This is a genomic window from Pectobacterium colocasium (genome assembly GCF_020181655.1).
Lineage (GTDB): Bacteria > Pseudomonadota > Gammaproteobacteria > Enterobacterales > Enterobacteriaceae > Pectobacterium > Pectobacterium colocasium.
In genome coordinates this window covers 4,314,500-4,332,061 of sequence record NZ_CP084032.1, presented here as the reverse complement: position 1 = coordinate 4,332,061, position 17,562 = coordinate 4,314,500, and the positions used below count along the sequence as shown (strand labels likewise).

Annotated in this window: 9 protein-coding genes; 7 read left to right on the top strand and 2 right to left on the bottom strand. The window is 54.0% G+C overall.

Annotation, left to right across the window (positions count from 1 at the left end):
• Positions 1-198: 198 nt before the first annotated feature.
• Genes aceB through aceK form a run of 3 tightly spaced genes read left to right on the top strand, consistent with a single transcriptional unit; the run spans position 199 to position 4,913 of the window.
• Positions 199-1,797: a malate synthase A gene (gene aceB / locus LCF41_RS19500; RefSeq protein ID WP_225085971.1), complete on the top strand. Its 1,599-nt coding sequence runs from the start codon at positions 199-201 to the stop codon at positions 1,795-1,797.
• Positions 1,798-1,828: 31 nt separating this feature from the next.
• A complete protein-coding gene (gene aceA, locus LCF41_RS19495; protein WP_225085970.1) occupies positions 1,829-3,136 on the top strand; it encodes an isocitrate lyase in 1,308 nt (435 codons plus the stop codon).
• Between the two features lie 49 nt (positions 3,137-3,185).
• Complete coding sequence (gene aceK, locus LCF41_RS19490; protein WP_225088233.1) at positions 3,186-4,913, top strand: bifunctional isocitrate dehydrogenase kinase/phosphatase; 1,728 nt, start codon at positions 3,186-3,188, stop codon at positions 4,911-4,913.
• A gap of 341 nt (positions 4,914-5,254) precedes the next feature.
• Here aceK and iclR read toward each other — a convergent pair whose 3' ends face one another.
• The gene (iclR, locus tag LCF41_RS19485) at positions 5,255-6,085 is read right to left on the bottom strand and encodes a glyoxylate bypass operon transcriptional repressor IclR (RefSeq protein WP_180742824.1); all 831 of its coding nucleotides are present in this window, start codon (positions 6,083-6,085) and stop codon (positions 5,255-5,257) included.
• A 192-nt stretch (positions 6,086-6,277) separates the two neighbouring features.
• On the opposite strand from iclR, the gene metH reads away from it, so the two are divergent.
• From metH to foxA, 3 genes are all read left to right on the top strand, one after another.
• Positions 6,278-9,961 (top strand): methionine synthase, encoded by a 3,684-nt coding sequence (gene metH, locus LCF41_RS19480; protein WP_225085969.1) that lies wholly within the window; start codon positions 6,278-6,280, stop codon positions 9,959-9,961.
• 530 nt (positions 9,962-10,491) lie between these two features.
• Positions 10,492-11,448, top strand: coding sequence for a helix-turn-helix transcriptional regulator (locus LCF41_RS19475; protein ID WP_225085968.1), 957 nt, complete (start codon positions 10,492-10,494; stop codon positions 11,446-11,448).
• A gap of 179 nt (positions 11,449-11,627) precedes the next feature.
• Positions 11,628-13,733 carry a ferrioxamine B receptor FoxA gene (gene foxA / locus LCF41_RS19470; protein WP_225085967.1) on the top strand — a complete coding sequence of 702 codons (2,106 nt, stop codon included), beginning with the start codon at positions 11,628-11,630 and terminating at the stop codon, positions 13,731-13,733.
• A 73-nt stretch (positions 13,734-13,806) separates the two neighbouring features.
• On the opposite strand, the gene LCF41_RS19465 is transcribed toward foxA, so the two are convergent.
• Entirely contained in the window at positions 13,807-15,261 is a 1,455-nt protein-coding gene (locus tag LCF41_RS19465) for a DASS family sodium-coupled anion symporter (protein WP_225085966.1), read from the bottom strand.
• 306 nt (positions 15,262-15,567) lie between these two features.
• On the opposite strand from LCF41_RS19465, the gene LCF41_RS19460 reads away from it, so the two are divergent.
• Positions 15,568-17,214: a Na/Pi cotransporter family protein gene (locus LCF41_RS19460; RefSeq protein ID WP_225085965.1), complete on the top strand. Its 1,647-nt coding sequence runs from the start codon at positions 15,568-15,570 to the stop codon at positions 17,212-17,214.
• Positions 17,215-17,562: the final 348 nt, after the last annotated feature.

The window sequence follows — 17,562 nt, the reverse complement described above, 5'->3', positions numbered from 1 at the left end:
AGTCATTTCTTTTCTCTTTCTATTTTTATCTTCATATTTATTAATAAGTTATTTTTAAAAAATGATAAAAATGGAAATTGTTTTTGATTTTGTTTTTTATTGTATTACGCTTAATTCTGTCGGCTAAGAAATGTACATACTGGTTTGCCGATTTGGCGGTTGTTGATGAATGAAGCGGAATCTGAAAAGGAACCACGAATGATGCAGCAGACGATAAACAGAGAATTGGCGTTTAGTCAGCGTTTTGGCGAAGGTGAGAAGCAAATTCTTACGGAGGAAGCGATTGATTTTTTAACGGAGCTGGTCGCGCATTTCACACCGGCACGTAATCAGTTGCTCGCCGAACGGCAGGTCCAGCAGCGTAATATCGATCAGGGTAAGCTACCTGATTTTATTTCAGAAACGGCTTCCATTCTTGATAAAGCGTGGACAATACGCGGTATTCCCGATGACCTTCAGGATCGTCGTGTTGAGATTACCGGCCCGGTCGAACGCAAGATGGTAATCAATGCATTGAATGCCAATGTGAAGGTTTTCATGGCGGACTTTGAGGATTCACTGTCGCCGGGATGGGAAAAGGTCATTGACGGGCAAATCAACTTACGTGATGCCGTACGCGGTACGATTTCCTATATCAATGAAACAGGAAAAATCTACCAGTTGAAACCCAATCCTGCCGTATTGATTTGCCGTGTGCGCGGCTTGCATCTGCCCGAAAAACATGTGTCCTGGCAGGGGGAAGCGATCCCCGGCAGCCTGTTCGACTTCGCGCTGTATTTTTTCCATAACTATCAGGAATTACTGAAGAAAGGGAGTGGCCCTTATTTCTATCTGCCAAAGACGCAGTCATGGCAGGAAGCGGCCTGGTGGAATGATATTTTCTGCTATACCGAAGATCGTTTTGACCTGCCACGCGGGACGATTAAAGCAACGGTGTTGATTGAAACGCTGCCTGCTGTTTTCCAGATGGACGAAATCCTCTACCACTTGCGCGATCATATCGTTGGGCTGAACTGCGGCCGCTGGGACTACATCTTCAGCTATATCAAAACATTAAAGAACCACGGCGATCGCGTTCTGCCTGACCGCCAGTCGGTGACGATGGAAAAACCCTTCCTTAGCGCTTACTCACGGCTGTTGATCAAAACCTGCCATCGCCGTGGTGCGTTCGCCATGGGTGGGATGGCGGCGTTCATCCCAAGTAAGGACGCGGAACGTAATAACTGGGTGTTAGACAAGGTTCGTAAAGACAAAGAGCTGGAAGCTCACAATGGGCATGATGGCACCTGGGTGGCTCATCCGGGGCTGGCAGATGCGGTAATGGAGGTGTTCGATCGGGCGTTAGGTGAGCGTAAAAATCAGCTCGATATTCGCCGTGAGCAAGACGCCCCCATTCGCGCCGAGGAATTGCTGGAGCCTTGTCCGGGAGAGCGCACGGAAGTGGGGATGCGCGCGAATATCCGTGTTGCGGTGCAATACATCGAAGCATGGATATCCGGTAATGGCTGCGTCCCGATTTATGGGCTGATGGAGGACGCAGCGACGGCAGAAATTTCCCGTACCTCAATTTGGCAGTGGATTCGTCACGGCAAGACATTGAGCGATGGTCGCGTGATCACCAAGGCGCTGTTCCGCCAGATGTTGGCCGAAGAGATGTTTGTGATTCAGGAAGAGCTCGGTGATGCCCGTTTCAGCGGAGGGCGTTTTGATGATGCCGCCCGGCTGATGGAGCAAATTACCACGCAAGATGAGCTGATCGACTTCCTGACACTACCCGGCTACGCACTGCTTGATTAACCCTGACTGATAATAAAAAGGAACCTCTGCTATGACGACCTCTCGTACCCAACAAGTCCAGCATATTGAAAAAGAGTGGAAAACCGCCCGCTGGGAAGGCATTACGCGCCCTTACAGCGCAGAAGATGTGATTAATCTACGGGGCTCGGTGAACCCGGAATGTACGCTCGCGCAGCTCGGTGCAGCTAAGTTGTGGAATCTGCTGCATGGTGACGCCCGCAAAGGCTATGTGAATTGCCTGGGGGCGCTGACGGGAGGGCAGGCTTTACAGCAGGCGAAAGCCGGTATTGAAGCGATTTATCTTTCCGGCTGGCAGGTGGCGGCTGACGCCAATCTGGCGTCGAGCATGTATCCCGATCAGTCGCTCTACCCGGCGAATTCTGTGCCTGCGGTGATTGAACGCATCAATAATACGTTTCGGCGTGCCGATCAGATCCAATGGGCAAACCACATTGAGCCGGGCGACAAGCGCCATACCGACTACTTCCTGCCGATTGTGGCAGATGCGGAAGCGGGATTCGGCGGCGTGCTTAACGCATTTGAGCTGATGAAATCGATGATTGAAGCGGGAGCCGCAGCGGTTCACTTTGAGGATCAACTGGCATCGGCGAAGAAATGCGGCCACATGGGCGGTAAAGTGCTGGTTCCCACTCAGGAAGCGGTTCAGAAGCTGATTGCCGCGCGTCTGGCGGCGGATGTGTTGGGGGTGCCTACTTTACTGGTTGCGCGAACCGATGCGGATGCGGCGGATTTGCTGACGTCTGACTGTGATAAATACGATCGTGATTTCATCACCGGAGAACGCACGGTAGAGGGATTCTATCGTACCCGTGCGGGGATTGAGCAGGCTATCAGCCGCGGTTTGGCCTATGCACCTTATGCCGATCTGGTGTGGTGTGAAACGTCTACACCGGATTTATCGCTGGCGCGCCGTTTTGCTGAAGCTATCCACGCGAAGTTCCCCGGTAAGCTGCTGGCATACAACTGTTCACCTTCCTTTAACTGGAAGAAGAATCTGGATGACAGCACGATTGCGCGTTTTCAGGATGAGTTGTCGGCGATGGGTTACAAGTATCAGTTCATTACGCTGGCGGGTATCCACAGTATGTGGTTCAACATGTTTGACCTGGCGCATGCCTATGCGCAGGGTGAAGGGATGAGACACTACGTAGAAAAGGTACAGCAGCCTGAGTTTGAAGCGATTAAGGATGGCTATACCTTCTCATCGCATCAGCAGGAGGTAGGGACCGGCTACTTCGATAAGGTGACAAACATCATTCAGGGAGGCGAGTCTTCGGTGACGGCGCTGACGGGATCGACGGAAGAACAGCAGTTCTGATCCTAACCCGGTCAGTGAACCGCTGGCCGGGTTTCATCTGGAGATCATGATGACGCGTGACCTTGAAAAGCTGGTGGCGCAGACGATCCTGCAAGGGTTTGATGCGCAATATGGACGTTTTCTCGAAGTGACGGCGGGGGCGCAGCAGCGCTTTGAACAGGCTGACTGGCCTGCCGTACAACAGGCAATGAAACAGCGTATTCATCTATACGATCACCACGTTGGTTTGGTGGTTGAACAGTTGCGCTGTATTACCGGTATCCGCTGTGATGACGCGGATTTTTTGGCGCGAGTGAAGCATATCTACACCCGATTACTACCGGACTACCCGCGTTTTGAGATTGCTGAGAGTTTCTTTAATTCCGTCTACTGTCGGCTGTTTAACCATCGGGAACTGACGCCGGATAAGCTATTTGTTTTCAGTTCTCAGCCTGAACAGCGTTTTCGTGAGATTCCCCGACCTATCGCCAAGACATTTATGCCAACCGACGGCTGGCAGAACATGTTGGAAAAATTGTTGGGTGATGTGCCGCTGCGGTTACCGTGGGAAGATTTGCCACGTGATATTGGTTATATCGCGGCGTATTTACAGCGCACTTTCTCTGCGGAGCAGCTGGCTCAGGCGACATTACAGGTGGCTAACGAGCTGTTTTATCGCAACAAAGCGGCCTGGCTGGTGGGCAAGTTGTCGCTCCCTGGCGGTATTTTTCCGTTCCTGTTGCCGATTCACCACAATGAGCGCGGTGCGCTATTTATTGATACCTGCTTAACCAGTCAGGCGGATGCCAGCATTGTGTTTGGCTTCGCCCGTTCTTACTTCATGGTGTATGCCCCGCTGCCGTCTGCGCTGGTGGCCTGGCTGCGGGATATTTTGCCGGGGAAGACGACGGCGGAGCTTTATTTGGCTATTGGCTGCCAGAAGCACAGTAAAACCGAGTATTACCGTGAATATCTGCACTACATTGCTGAATCAGAAGAGCAGTTCATCATCGCGCCCGGCGTGAAAGGGATGGTGATGCTGGTGTTTACGCTGCCTTCTTTCGATCGCGTCTTTAAGGTCATCAAAGATCGTTTTGCGCCGCAGAAAGAAGTGAGCGCGGAGCGGGTCATGGCGTGCTATCAACTGGTGAAAGAGCACGATCGCGTTGGGCGCATGGCGGATACGCAGGAATATGAAAACTTCGTGATTGATAAGCATCGCATCAGCCCGGAACTGCTGGATGAGCTTTGGCATGAGGTGCCAGAGAAGCTGGAAGATCTGGGCGATCGGTTGGTGATTCGGCACTTGTACATGGAACGCCGGATGACGCCGCTGAATCTCTATCTTGAGCAGGCAAATGCACAGCAGTTGCATGATGTGATTGAAGAGTATGGTAATGCCATCAAACAGCTGGCGGCGGCGAACATTTTCCCCGGCGACATGCTATTCAAGAATTTCGGCGTCACGCGTCATGGGCGGGTTGTGTTTTATGACTACGATGAAATTTGCTACATGACCGAGGTGAATTTCCGCAAAATACCACCGCCGCGTCACCCGGAAGATGAACTGGCCGCAGAGCCGTGGTACAGCGTTGCGCCGAATGATGTGTTTCCCGAAGAGTTCCCCCATTTCCTGTGTAGCGACCACCACATTCGCGCGCTGTTTGAGGAAATGCACGGCGATCTGTTTTGCGCGGATTACTGGCGGGCGCTACAGCAGCGTATCAGGGAAGGGCACATTGAGGATGTGTACGCCTACCGGCGGAGGAAGCGTTTTAGTCAACGAATAGAAATTTGAACAGTTCCCTTCTTCGGTTCGTTTATATTCTGTTTCAGAGAGCGTTTCGTGCGCCACAGCACCGCCATTCTTATGCGATACCGTATACGCGCCCGACGTAGGGCGGCTCAGTCGCCGCCGCCCTACGAACCCAGGCTTCCGGCTAAATTATGCCGCTACGCGGTGCCATCGGTGTTCATGATCGCTATTCGAGCCGTCAGTGACGCGTTCCTGACGCGGCACTGACTTTCGCGACGTCCTGTCGCTCACTCGGCGATCATGCTCACCGCTGCATAATTTTTACGCCGGATAATGGTAAAGCACGCCATAATTGGCAGCTTATTACGAGGAACACACCTTATTCATAACCCGCTGTATTCCTGCATCACCTGCTTGGCGGCTTTGATCACCAGTGCGCCGAGCTCCGTGACGCGGTCGTCCGTGATGCGAGATACGGGGCCGGAGATGGAAATGGCGGCGAAGGCGTCGTGGTGTTCATCCAAAATGCAGGCCGCGATACAGCGTAGCCCCAGCGCGTGCTCTTCGTCATCGAAGGAATAGCCCTGCTTGCGAATCAGCGACAGGTTTTCCTTCAGGGCTTGCGGCGAACTAAACGTGTGTGGCGTGTAGCCGTGCAGCCCTTTTTTGTGCAGCAACTGAGCGACCTGTGCATCAGGCAAATGCGCCAGAAAGGCTTTCCCGGCACCAGAAGCATGCATCGGCAGCTTACCGCCGATCGGCGCAGACATACGCATCAGTGCCGTGCACTGCACCTGATCGATAATGATCGCCTGGCTGTCGGTCTTATCAAGCACGGCCAGATTGACGGTTTCGCCCGAATCTTCCATCAGCTTGCGTACTATCGGATGCACAATCGCTAGCAGGTTGCGGCTTTGCAGAAAGCTACTGCCGACGATAAACGCGTGTGAGCCAATCGTCCACAGCCCCAAATCGCCAACCTGACGCACAAAGCCCTGCTGTTGCATGGTCGTGAGCAAGCGATGGGTCGTAGAATTCGGTAAACCTGCCTGTTGAGCGAGATCGGTTAGCGCCACGCTGCCGTTTGCTCTGGCGATATACTCCAGCAGCGTCAGGCCACGGGTCAGCGACTGAACCTGCCCGGTCGGCTGTGCGGTAGCGCCCGTGCTGGATCGGGGTTTTTTCCCTCGTTTGGCTGGCTCTGGTGGCGTCATGGCGTCGATTCCTTTTTATGGTAATGGAATTGATTTTCGTTTTTTTGCCGCAGAATGCAACTCTTCTTTCTCTGGGTTTTTTATCGGCAAATGATCTGAAAAGTCTCATGCTGCACGGCGTTAGTGTGTTCATTACTTATGCTAGGATAGACGCAATAGATAGCGTATTTATTGGCCGGGAATGGGGTTCGCGTGAGTAATCGGGTAGATGAATTACGGCGCCAGTTGGCGCAACGCATTATGGTGCTGGATGGTGGTATGGGAACCATGATCCAGGGTTATCGCCTACAGGAAGCAGATTATCGCGGCGAGCGCTTTGCCGACTGGCCGAGCGATGTGAAGGGAAATAACGATCTGCTGGTGCTCACCAGGCCGCAGGTGATTAGCGAAATCCATGATGCTTATCTGGAAGCTGGTGCCGACATTCTCGAAACCAACACCTTCAATGCCACCACCATTGCGATGGCGGACTATGATATGCAGTCGCTGTCGGCGGAAATGAATACCGTCGCCGCACAGCTCGCGCGCGCCAGCGCGGATAAATGGACGGCATTAACGCCGCATAAACCGCGTTATGTCGCGGGTGTGCTCGGCCCGACCAACCGTACTGCGTCGATCTCTCCCGATGTAAACGATCCGGCGTTTCGCAACGTCAGTTTTGATCAACTGGTGGAGGCGTATCGCGAATCGACACGCGCACTGATCGCAGGCGGCGTCGATCTGATCATGATCGAAACCATTTTCGATACCTTGAATGCCAAAGCGGCGAGTTTCGCGGTCGAAAGCGAATTTGAGGCATTAGGGATCACATTGCCGGTGATGATTTCCGGCACGATCACGGATGCGTCAGGGCGTACGCTATCCGGCCAGACAACAGAAGCGTTTTACAACTCTCTACGCCATTCGCGCCCGCTCTCGTTCGGTCTGAACTGTGCGCTGGGGCCGGATGAACTGCGCCAGTATGTCGCCGAGCTGTCACGTATTTCAGAATGCTATGTGAGCGCTCACCCCAATGCAGGCCTGCCCAACGCCTTTGGGGAGTACGATTTAGATCCGGCCGATATGGCGAAACATATCGGCGAATGGGCGCGTTCCGGCTTTCTGAATATTGTTGGCGGCTGCTGCGGATCGACACCTGCACACATTGCCGCGATGGCGAAAGTGGTGGAAGGCGTGCCGCCGCGCAAGCTGCCGGAGATTCCGGTCGCCTGCCGCTTATCCGGCCTGGAACCGCTGACTATCGATGCTAAAACCCTGTTTGTTAACGTCGGGGAACGGACGAACGTTACCGGCTCTGCGCGTTTTAAACGACTGATCAAAGAAGAGAAATACAGCGAAGCGCTGGATGTTGCCCGTCAGCAGGTAGAAAGCGGCGCGCAGATCATCGATATCAACATGGATGAAGGCATGCTGGATGCGGAAGCGGCGATGGTCCGTTTCCTGAACCTCATTGCCGGCGAACCGGATATTGCCCGCGTGCCGATCATGATCGATTCCTCAAAATGGGACGTGGTTGAGAAAGGGCTTAAATGCATTCAGGGCAAAGGGATTGTTAACTCGATCTCCATGAAGGAAGGCGTGGAGGCCTTTGTCCACCATGCCAAACTGGTACGGCGCTATGGTGCCGCCGTGGTGGTGATGGCCTTTGATGAAGTCGGTCAGGCGGACACCCGCGCGCGTAAAATTGAAATCTGTCGCCGAGCCTACCGCATCCTGACGGAAGAAGTTGGTTTTCCACCGGAAGATATCATCTTCGACCCGAACATTTTCGCCGTGGCAACGGGGATCGATGAACACAACAACTACGCGGTGGATTTCATTGAGGCCTGTGCAGACATCAAGGCGCAGTTGCCCCATGCGATGATCTCCGGCGGCGTGTCTAACGTTTCCTTCTCATTTCGCGGCAACGATTTGGTGCGTGAAGCGATCCACGCCGTCTTCCTTTATCACGCGATCCGCAACGGCATGGACATGGGGATCGTGAATGCCGGGCAGTTGGCGATCTATGACGATCTCCCTGCGGAACTGCGCGATGCGGTGGAGGATGTGATACTTAACCGCCGCAGCGATGCCACCGAACGTATGCTTGAACTGGCAGAAAAATACCGCGGCAGCAAAACAGAAGATGAAGGCAGTAAAACGCAGGCGGAATGGCGCGGCTGGGATGTGAAGAAGCGTCTGGAATATTCTCTGGTTAAAGGCATTACCGAATTTATCGAGCTGGACACTGAAGAAGCGCGCCAGCAGGCTGCACGGCCGATAGAGGTGATTGAAGGTCCGCTGATGGATGGCATGAACGTGGTCGGTGATCTGTTTGGCGCGGGGAAAATGTTTTTGCCGCAGGTGGTGAAATCTGCCCGCGTGATGAAGCAGGCGGTGGCCTATCTCGAACCCTATATTGAAGCCAGCAAGGCCAAAGGGACGTCAGCTGGGAAGATCCTGCTGGCGACGGTTAAAGGCGATGTTCACGACATCGGTAAGAATATCGTCGGCGTGGTGCTGCAATGTAATAACTACGAAATTATCGATCTGGGCGTGATGGTGCCGACGGATAAGATCCTGAAGACCGCGCGTGAAGAGAACGTCGATATTATCGGGTTGTCCGGGCTGATTACGCCGTCGCTGGATGAAATGGTTAACGTGGCGAAAGAAATGGAGCGTCAGGGCTTTACGCTGCCGCTGCTGATTGGCGGCGCGACGACCTCTAAAGCGCATACCGCCGTGAAGATTGAACAAAACTATAGCGGCCCGACGGTCTACGTACAGAATGCCTCCCGCTCTGTCGGTGTGGTGTCAGCGCTGCTGTCCAGTACGCAATATGACGACTTTGTCGCACGCACCCGTAAAGAGTACGAAACCGTGCGTATTCAGCACGCGCGTAAAAAACCGCGAACGCCGCCGGTGACGCTGGAAGCGGCTCGCGCTAACGCCTCCGATTTAGATTGGGAAAACTACACGCCGCCAGTGGCGCATCGTCTGGGCGTTCAGGAAGTGACGGCCAGCATTGAAACGCTGCGCAACTACATCGACTGGACGCCGTTCTTTATGACCTGGTCACTGGCGGGAAAATATCCTCGCATTCTGGAAGATGAGGTGGTGGGAGAAGAGGCTAAACGCCTGTTTGCTGATGCCAACGCGATGCTGGATGACTTATCCGCGAGCAGTACGCTGAACCCCCGTGGTGTGGTGGGCTTATTCCCGGCGAACCGCGTTGGGGATGACGTCGTGATTTATACCGATGAACGGCGTGAAACGGTGCTGTCAGTCAGCCACCATCTGCGCCAGCAGACGGAGAAAACTGACTTCCCGAATTATTGCCTGTCCGACTTCGTGGCGCCGAAGTCTAGCGGTAAGCCAGATTATCTCGGTGCCTTTGCGGTAACTGGCGGGCTGGAAGAAGATACGTTGGCCGATCAATGGGAAGCTCAGCATGATGATTACAACAAGATCATGGTGAAGGCGATCTCTGACCGTCTGGCGGAAGCCTTTGCGGAATACCTGCATGAGCGTGTGCGTAAGGTGTACTGGGGCTATGCGCCGAATGAGAACCTCAGTAATGAGCTGCTGATTCGAGAAAACTATCAGGGTATTCGCCCTGCTCCGGGCTATCCGGCCTGCCCGGATCACACGGAGAAAGTGCAAATCTGGCAACTGTTGGATGTGGAAAAGCATACCGGCATGAAGTTAACCGAATCCTATGCCATGTGGCCGGGTGCATCGGTATCCGGCTGGTATTTCAGCCACCCCGACAGCAAATACTTCGCTGTCGCACAAATCCAGCACGATCAGGTAGAAGATTACGCGGTGCGCAAAGGCATGGAAGTGAGCGAGGTAGAGCGCTGGTTAGCACCAAACCTCGGCTATGATGCGGATTAAGTTTCGACGTAAGTCGAGTATGACAATATCAGCCTCGGAGATTTAGCCATCTCAACTATGCCTGTGAGGGGGCGTTTCGTGCGTGATAAGCCACATGATTTCTCTGTGGCACTAGCGCCACGCCCGACATAGGGCAGCTCAAACGCCGCTTGCCCTATGTACCCAGGCTATTGGCTGAAATCCTGCCGCTACGCGGTGCCTTCGGAATCATTGAACGCTTATCGAGCCGCCAGTGACGCGTTCCCTACGCGGCACTGGCTTTCGCGACGTCCTGTCGCTCACTCGGCGTTCACTGATACCTCAGCATGATTTCTGATGCCAGCCAAAGAACCTTCCCTACGCTAGCTAAGGTGTTCAGAATTTAGAACACCATTTCAATGAGAATAGTTATCAGTCTTATTGATGCGCTTGCGGCACAATGCTAAGGTGAATAACGATCTTTGTAGCGAATACGTCGCTGCGTCACGCTATGTCCGTTAACCGCAGGCCTGATTCTGGGCGTTAAACAGGATGAGGGTATTTTCCCGCTCATGCTCAAACGACTCTTTTCCATTGAGGATTTCTTCGACATCGGCGAACGCTACGGGATCGATTACCACTTCCCGCAGCTGTCGTCTTGCCGCGATCGCACGAAAGAAAAACGTATCGTCGTGCAGGGTGATGTCGAAGAAATGACGCTCTCCTCCGGTATTTGCCTGACGAATTCCAACGTGCGCGTGTTGCAGCCCTACGAATCGACGTCTTTGCACTGTTGCCCGTTTTATACGCTGGTGGTGCTGGAAGGGTGCGTTGCATTGCGCCTGAGCGGTAAGGAGTTTGTGGTGCGAGCCGGTATGGCATTCAGCACTCGGCTGGGAGACCCGTTAGTCATGAACGCCAGCCACCTTGCGGATTGCCACCTTCGCACCGTATCACTGGGTATTTTTCCCACCACTTTCGCTTTGGATCCGCTGTTGGGCTCGCTGCTGAACGAGTGGGAACAGGGGGGGAATCCGACGTTTTTATGGCAGGTTCCCGGCTATTTATTATCTGGTTTGCAGCACGCGCTGGAAAATACCACGCCAGGGTTATCACGCCAGCTGATGCTGGAAGGTGTGATGCTACAGTTGCTAGGGCAAGGTCTGTCATTCGGGCAACGTGGGGGAGAACGGCGCGTATTGCCCCCGCCCGGCGAACAGGATCGACTGGAGAACGTTCGTCGGCTTCTGGCACAACAGCCTGAAAAAGCGTACACCCTTAATGAACTGGCGCAGATGGCGGCGATGAGCAGCAGCAGCCTGCGCACCAAGTTTCGTCAGGCGTATGGCCATTCGGTTTTTGATTATCTGCGCGACTGTCGGCTGGAGCTGGCTCGACGCTATCTGGCGCAGGGATACAGCGTTCAGCAGGCAGCCTGGATGTCGGGTTACCAGCACGCGACCAACTTTGCCACGGCTTTCCGGCGGCGTTACGGTATGGCGCCAAGCGATGCACGTATTCCCAGCTAGTGTTTCCCTTCATTAACTCTCCCGAGCGTTATTTATGTCAGAGGCTGCCTGCCTGACGTTTTCTCGCTGAGTTCCCGTTTTGTCATTGCGCATATGCAAGCTGTCACTGCGCATAGCTATAGCAATACCAAAAACAGTAATAATTCTTATTTACAATAATAAGGTCTGTGGAGATTCCCATGTTCAGAAAAACGCGGCTGGCGCTGGTGGTTGGCTGTTTCACCAGTGGATTTACTGTGTCGGTACTGGCGCAGGATACGCCATCCTCTTCTTCTCAGGGTGATACGTTAGTCGTCACGTCTCAAACGCAACGCGGGGCTACCAAGCTGGAAACGCCGGATATCGAGACTCCTCAGGCTGTTTCTATCATTACGCGCGATCAGATTCAGGAACAGGGCGCGACCAGCGTTCGGCAGGCGGTTGGCTATACACCGGGTGTGTATAACAACCAGATTGGCGCGTCTAATCGTTTTGACTACATGGTATTACGCGGCTTTTCCGACGGCAGTCTGGATAATGTCTATCTTGATGGGCTAAAGGTGATGGGAGATACCAACTCCCATAGCTCACTGGTTATCGATCCCTGGTTCCTCGACAGCATTGAAGTGGTCAGAGGCCCGGCGTCTGTACTCTACGGGCGTTCTTCTCCGGGCGGGATTGTGGCGCTGAATTCCCGTCAGCCGTCGTTCGATCGCAGCGGACAGATCAAACTGTTCGCAGGCAACAATGCGCAGCGTGGTGCGGCGTTTGACGTTACCGGACCGTTGGATGATGACGAACGTTTTGCGTTCCGCCTAGGCGGGATGGTGCGTGAGGCGGATACGCAATTTGGGCCGCTGAAAGAAGAACGTTATGCGGTTGCGCCTAGCCTGTTGTGGCGGATTTCCGACAAAACTCGTCTGGAATTTATGGCTTACCTGCAACGCGATCCTGAGGGAGGCAGCCACTCGGGTTTACCGTATGAAGGCACCGTGGTGGCGCATAACGGGCAGAAAATTTCGAACACCTTCTATGAAGGTGAAGAGAATTATGAGAAATACGACCGTAAGCAAAACATGGTGGGATACAACTTTGAGCATGGTTTTGATAGCGGCTGGGCGGTACGTCAAAAACTGCGTTATCTGCGTACCAAGGTGCATTTGGATCAGGTATATGCCTATGGCTGGACGCAGCCGAGCGCCGATACGCTGACCCGCTACTACTCCGGTTCCCGTGAGTCGCTGTCGGCGATCACATTAGATAACCAGCTTGATGGTAGCGTGGATACCGGTGCGGTAAACCATCGTCTGCTGGTGGGTATCGATTATCAGCAGCGTAATAACAATATGGACTGGCCTTCGGGTTCTTTCCCAGCGATCGATGCGTTTAATCCCGTTTACGGTTCCGGTCCAACTGCCATGTCCGGCACGCTGGAAAAGCACAAGCTGCAACAGACAGGCATCTATCTACAAGATCAAATGAGCTGGGAACGTTGGCGCTTAACGCTGGGCGGTCGCCACGATCGGGTGAAAGTGACTCACGTTAACCATACCAAGGGGACACACAGCGAGTTGGATAAAAACAACTTTAGCTCGCGTGCCGCGTTGCTCTACCTGTTTGACAATGGTTTTGCGCCGTATGTCAGCTATTCCACGGCCTTTACGCCGACCAGCTTCGCTGATGATAACGGCAACGTACTGGAGCCGATGAAGGGCAAGCAGTGGGAAGCCGGGATGAAGTATCAGCCTGAAGGCTCTCAAGATCAGTACAGCCTGTCGGTATTCCGTATTAATCAGAAGAACGTAGCGACCAAAGTTCAGCCGAACGACCCTTACCGTTCCGTGGGTGAAATCGAATCGGAAGGGGTGGAGCTGGAGGCCGTGAGCCATGTTACGGAGAATCTGCGCCTGCAAGCGGCTTATACCTATACGGATATTCGCTATAAGAAAAGCAGTGTGGCTGAGCAAGGAAAACGTGCGGTGTATGCGCCGCGCAATCAGGCCAGCGCCTGGGCCAGCTATGATGTCAAAAGCGGTCCGTTGGACGGCTTGACGATAGGTTCCGGCGTGCGTTACGTGAACGGTGTGACCTCCGATCGTGCCAATACCCATACGCTACCGTCCTATACGCTGGTGGATCTGGCAGTGGGATACGATCTCTCGAAAGTGGGTCTGAAAGGGTTGAGCGCGCAGCTTAATGTGAACAACCTGACCGACAAACGCTATGTCTCCGCCTGTAACTCGCTGGAGTTCTGCTACTTCGGTGCCGAACGTAGCGTCGTCGGCAGCGTCTCTTATTCGTTCTGATCGCGTGTGTTGCTGCAATGCAAAGAAAAAGCCGGGGTAACCCGGCTTTTGCATATCATGTATTCGCTAACGATCAATACAAGCCAATGACCTTCCACCACAGCAGACCCGCGCTCATAAAGATCGCCTGATTGACCAGACTGACGACGAAACCCGTGCGCCACCAGATTGCAGTGGGCACGTAGCCCGCGCCGAACAGGATGGGGCCGCGTGCGTGGGTATATTGCGTCAGTGAACAGTACAGGCTGCTGGTAAATGCCAGCATGAACGCCATCGGCACTGCGGGAATGTTCAGGTTGATCCCGACACCGAGGAACACCGCAAAAAGCGCGGCGATCTGCGCGTTGCCGCTGGCGAAGAAATAGTGGGTGTAAAAATAGGCCGCATTCAGCAACAACAGCACCAATACCCAACTGGTTCCCTGCATCAGGTGGCCGATGTTGCTGCCGATGAGATCGCCAAACCAGTTAGTGAAGCCGAGTTTTTTCAACTGATTCGCCATCATCAGCAGGGCAGCGAACCAAATCAGCGTATCCCAGGCGCCTTTCTCGCTCTTCACGTCTTCCCAGCTCAGTACGCCGGTTAACAGCAGGAAAGACAGCCCGACGAACGAGGCCGTCGTGGCATCCACGCCTAAGCGGTCGCCAAAAATCCACAGCACCAGCAGCAGGATGACAGTAAATGCCATCAGCCATTCACCGCGGCTCATGTTGCCCATTTTGGCCAGTTCGGCGACGGCCAGTTTTGGCGCATCCGGCGTATGGCGAATTTCCGGCTTGGTTAGCCAATAGACGAGCAGCGGGACAACCGCCAGAGAAATTAAGCAGGGCACGAGCGCCGCCAGAAACCAGCTTCCCCAGGTAATGGTTACGCCCGCGTTGGCTGCGAGTTTCACCGCCAGCAGGTTGCCGGTGTAAGCGGTCATAAACAGCGCCGCCGTCACGTCGTTAACGTTACCAATGCAGGTAATCAGGAAGGTACCAATCTTACTGCGCGAGGCATCTTCCGGTTTGGAGTCGAAGCTGCGCGATAGAGAGTCGGCAATGGGATAAATAATCCCGCCGCAGCGTGCGGTGTTGCTCGGCATGGCGGGGGAAAGCACCAGATCGGCAAAAGCTAGCCCGTAAGCCAGACCCAGCGTGCGCTTTCCAAGCAAGCGGATCATCTGCAAGGCGATGCGGCGACCTAGCCCCGTTTTGATAAAGCCGCGTGCGATCATGAAGGCGACAACAATCAGCCAAATCAGCGAGCTGTTCAGGTCGCTGAGTGCCGTTTGTATCGCGCCGCTGGCCGTTGTATCCCCCGCGGCATACGTCAGCGCAAAGAGCGTGATACTGATAATACCGATGGCCCCAATCGGGAGAACATTCGCGACAATACACACGATCGTTGCGACGAAAATGACGGCGGAGTGCCAGGCTGCCGGGCTTAAGCCGGTTGGGGGTTCCATGTGCCAAAAAAAGGCGGCGATGGCAAGAATAACGATCAGCGGGAACCAGTTCAGTCCATAAGAGGTTTTCGTCTTCATCCATTTTCCTTACACGAGCTAGCGGAATACTGCGGGGTTATAACCCATAAGAGTTATAGGGATAAAGAGAGCATAGCGTTAACCAGGGAAAGGCGTGAGGCAAAATTATCGGCTTATTGATTTGGATTCTGTTTTTTAAATATTGTCAGTTAATTAATTTTTATCATTAATTGATTGGCAGGCAATTTTACTCTGGCGCGGGCTGCCTCGCAGTATGGCCTGCTAACATCTGGTAAGATGATGGTTTACTACGTCATCCACAGATTGTCTTTCATCAACACATGTTTAGCTGGAGGCGCGGACTTTTTGTTAACACTGCTGAATCTCCTTTCTGCGATTGCGTTACTGGTGTGGGGCACTCACATTGTCCGTACCGGTATCATGCGGGTTTATGGCACCCAGCTACGGCGGGTTCTCAGCGACAGCGTTGAGAAAAAACCGTTGGCTTTTATGGCGGGCATTGGTGTTACTGCGCTGGTGCAGAGCAGCAATGCGACCGCGCTGCTGACGACCTCGTTTGTCTCACAGGGATTGGTGGCGCTAACGCCTGCGCTGGTGATTATTCTCGGGGCTGATGTCGGGACGGCACTGATGGTGCGAATTCTGACGTTCGACCTGTCCTGGCTGTCTCCGCTGCTGATTTTTCTTGGCGTAATCTTCTTCCTTAGCCGCAAGCAGACGCGGGTTGGTCAGATTGGCCGTGTGGCGATCGGGCTCGGGCTGATTCTGCTGGCGCTGGAAATGATTGTCGTGGCTGCGGCTCCGATCACGCAGACGTCGGGCGTGAAGGTGCTGTTTTCCTCGCTGACGGGTGACGTCATGCTGGACGCGCTGGTTGGTGCGCTGTTCGCGGTGATTACCTATTCCAGTCTGGCAGCGGTGCTGCTGACGGCAACGTTGACGGCAAGCGGTGTGATTTCGCTGGAAGTGGCGATGTGTCTGGTCATTGGTGCCAATCTGGGCAGTGGATTACTGACGATGATGAGCACCTCGACGCAGAATGCGGAGGGGCGACGGGTGGCGCTCGGCAGCATGCTGTTCAAGCTGATCGGGTGTCTGGTCGTGATGCCGCTGGTTGAGCCGCTTTCGCGCTGGCTGACGCGTATTCCGCTGGGTGCCGAAGAGCTGGTGATTTATTTCCACCTGTTCTACAACCTGATTCGTTGCCTGCTGCTGATTCCGCTTACTGGCGTGGTGGCACGCCTGTCTTGTGCGATGATTGCGGACTCACCGCAGGTCGATCTTCAGATGAAACCGCGCCATTTGGACACCAGCTCGTTGGACACGCCAGCGCTGGCGTTGACCAATGCTGCACGGGAAACGTTGCGAATTGGCGATGTGCTGGAACAGATGCTGCGGTTGTACCGCGACGTGTTGCAGGGCGACCATATGCAGCGCCGGGAGATTCGCCGACTTGATGATGATGTCGATATTCTTTACACCGCGATTAAGCTCTATCTGGCGCAGATTCAGAAAGACGGGTTGGATGAACGGGATTCCCGACGCTGGGCTGAAGTGATCGAAGTGGCGCTGAATCTGGAACAGGCGGGAGATATTATCGAGCGCATGGCAGACGACATCGCCAATCATTCCTCCGGCGTGCGGATGGCGTTTTCAGCGCAGGGGTTGGAAGAGCTGAACCAGTTGCATGAACAACTGCTGGCGAATCTGCGTCTGGGGCTATCGGTTTTCCTGTCGGAGGATATCACCAGCGCGAAACGCTTGCGTCGTGCCAAACACCGCTTCCGCATTATGAACCGCCGTTATGCGCACGCGCACGTTGATCGCTTACATCAGCACAACGTACAGAGTCTGGAAACCAGCTCGCTCCACTTGAGCTTACTCGGGGACATGAACCGACTGAATTCACTGTTCTGCGCAGTGGCGTATAACGTATTGATTGTGCAGCAGGATGGAGAAGAAGAACGCGAAGAGTCACCGCTGACGCTGTGATTCTCTTTGTGGGGTTTCACTGGATACAGCCGTCTATTTTTATGCTGACTGAGAGATAGTTTCGTGCGCGATAATGCCGCTATTTTCATGCTACCTCGTAGCACGCGCCCGACACGGGACGGCTCAGACGCCGCTCGCCCCGTGACCCCAGGCTTTCGGCGGAAATTATGCCGCTGACGCGGTGCCTTCGTCGATATCGGGCTTAACGGACCGCTTGCGACACGCTCCATGCGTGGCGCAAGCTTTCGCCGCGTCCATGCGGCTCATCCTAAGCCTGCCATCTCCTCAGCATAATTTTTTACGCCGAATAACGGCAAAATCCGCGTCTGCATAAAAATATGACGAAGA

Excerpts from the sequence above, each read along its gene's own strand:
- foxA (WP_225085967.1), top strand. The coding sequence starts at position 11,628 with ATGTTCAGAAAAACGCGGCTGGCGCTGGTGGTTGGCTGTTTCACCAGT.
- aceK (WP_225088233.1), top strand. The coding sequence starts at position 3,186 with ATGACGCGTGACCTTGAAAAGCTGGTGGCGCAGACGATCCTGCAAGGG.
- aceB (WP_225085971.1), top strand. The coding sequence starts at position 199 with ATGATGCAGCAGACGATAAACAGAGAATTGGCGTTTAGTCAGCGTTTT.
- LCF41_RS19475 (WP_225085968.1), top strand. The coding sequence starts at position 10,492 with ATGCTCAAACGACTCTTTTCCATTGAGGATTTCTTCGACATCGGCGAA.
- iclR (WP_180742824.1), bottom strand. The coding sequence starts at position 6,085 with ATGACGCCACCAGAGCCAGCCAAACGAGGGAAAAAACCCCGATCCAGC.
- aceA (WP_225085970.1), top strand. The coding sequence starts at position 1,829 with ATGACGACCTCTCGTACCCAACAAGTCCAGCATATTGAAAAAGAGTGG.
- LCF41_RS19465 (WP_225085966.1), bottom strand. The coding sequence starts at position 15,261 with ATGAAGACGAAAACCTCTTATGGACTGAACTGGTTCCCGCTGATCGTT.